Origin of the sequence: Paucibacter sp. XJ19-41 (assembly GCF_028462495.1) — a bacterium.
Classification (GTDB): Bacteria; Pseudomonadota; Gammaproteobacteria; order Burkholderiales; family Burkholderiaceae_C; genus Roseateles_E.
On record NZ_JAQOWX010000251.1, the window covers coordinates 1 to 1,872 of the forward strand.

Here is a 1,872-nt window from a genome sequence, read left to right on the forward strand (position 1 = left end):
GGCCAGCGGGCTGGCGTGACCGGCGAGGGCCCGCTGGTGCTGCGCCTGCTGATCGTCGGCGATTCGTCCGCCGCCGGTGTTGGCGCGCCGAGCCAGGATGAGGCGCTGGCCGGCCATCTGAGCCGGGCCCTGGCGCGGCGCCTGGGCGGCATGGTGCGCTGGCAGGTGCTGGCCCGCAGCGGCCACACGACGGCCAATGCGCTCGAGCATCTGCGCGTCAGCGAGATCTTCCCGGCCGATGTGGTGGTGACGGCGCTGGGCGTCAATGATGTGGTCGGCCAGCTCTCGCCCCGGCGCTGGCTGCAGCAGCTCGACCAGATCGATGACCTGCTGCAGGAGCGCGCCGCCGCGCCGCGTTTCACGCTGCACAGCGCGGTGCCGCCGATGCACAGCTTTCCGCTGCTGCCGCAGCCGCTGCGCTGGCTGATGGGAGCCCAGGCCCTGCGCATGAACCGCGCGCTGGGTCGCCACCTGCTGACCCAGCCCCGGCGCGGCGTGCAGGCCCTGCCGGCGCATCTGCATGGCAAGGCCGCCGTGCGCCTGATGGCGCGCGACGGCTTCCACCCCAACCCGGCCGGCTATGCGGCCTGGGCCGAGGCGCTGGCGGAGCGGCTGGTGAGGGAGTGGAAAAAGCCCCGCTGAGCGGCAGGCCGGACCGCTCAGCGGGGCGGCTCGCTGACGCTGCGCAGGTTCACATCGAGCTGGTTGTAGGGGATGCGAATGCCGGCCTCGTTGAGCGCCACCAGCACCCGGCCCAGCAGCTCGCCGCGAATGGCCACCCAGCGGTCGAAGTCCAGGGTCCAGACGCGCAGCGCGAAGTCCAGCGAGCTGTCGCCATAGCCGGTGAACAGGGCCGAGGGCGGCGGGTCCACGGCGACGCCAGGTGTGGCCCGCCCGACCTCATCGAGCAGCGCGAGCCCGCGCGCGACGTCCGAACCATAGACCACGCCGACCTTCACCTCGATGCGCCGGCTGCGGTCGAACAGCGTCCAGTTCGTCAGATTGCCGGCCAGCAGCGTGCCGTTGGGTACGACCACATCGGCGCCGTCGAAGGTGCGCAAGACGGTGGCCCGCAGGCCGATCTCGCGCACCCGGCCCGAGGTGCCGCCGATCTCGATCACATCGCCCGGCTGGATCGGCCGCTCGAACATCAGCACCAGGCCGGAGACGAAGTTGCTGACGATGTTCTGCAGTCCGAAGCCTATGCCCACGCCCAGCGCGCCGAAGACCAGCGCCAGCTGGCTGACCTGGAAGCCGGCGGCCGACAGCGCCAGCACAAAGCCCAGCAGCAGCACCGCGTAATAGCTCAGCGAGGCGATGCTGTTGCCGGCGCCGCGTGGCAGCGAACTCTTGTCGCGCAGGCGGCCGCGCAGCAGGGTGCGCACGCTGCCGGCGGTCCAGTAGGCGATCAAAACCGACACCGCGAACACCAGCACATCCCCCAGACTCACCGAGATCTCGCCGATCTCGTAGTGGTAGCCCAGCACGCCCCCCAGCAGGGCCTGTGAGGGCCGCAGCAGACGGAAGGCGTCCGCCGCGTAGAGCAGCCAGCCGAGCAGGGTGCCGAGGCGCAGCGCGCGCGCCGCCAGGCCCAGCAGGCCGGCCGCCCGGCCGCTCAGCAGCTGCAGCACAGCCAGCACGATGGCCACGCCGGTGTGCAGCAGCAGGCCGAGATAGGCGGTGTCGAACACGCCAGTGATCAGCGTCTCGGCCAGCGTGACATTGCCGAACACATGGGCCGCCGCCCCTGTCGTCAGCAGCGCCACCGCCAGCCAGCCCAGCCTTGGCACGGCGCTCGGCAGCCGAGCCGCGCCGGCTGCGGCGCGCCGGCGCTCCGCGCGCAGCAGCCACAGCAGCGCCGCCAGCGCGATC

2 protein-coding genes are annotated in these 1,872 nt (G+C 72.2%); one reads left to right on the plus strand and one right to left on the minus strand.

Annotated elements, in window-relative coordinates:
* The coding region (locus PO768_RS28675; RefSeq protein ID WP_272648774.1) for an SGNH/GDSL hydrolase family protein at window positions 1–642 on the plus strand (642 nt) is incomplete at its 5' end.
* 17 nt (window positions 643–659) lie between these two features.
* Here the strand turns inward: PO768_RS28675 and PO768_RS28680 are convergent.
* Window positions 660–1,872: mechanosensitive ion channel family protein (locus tag PO768_RS28680; RefSeq protein ID WP_272648775.1), on the minus strand; the 1,213-nt coding region annotated here is incomplete at its 5' end.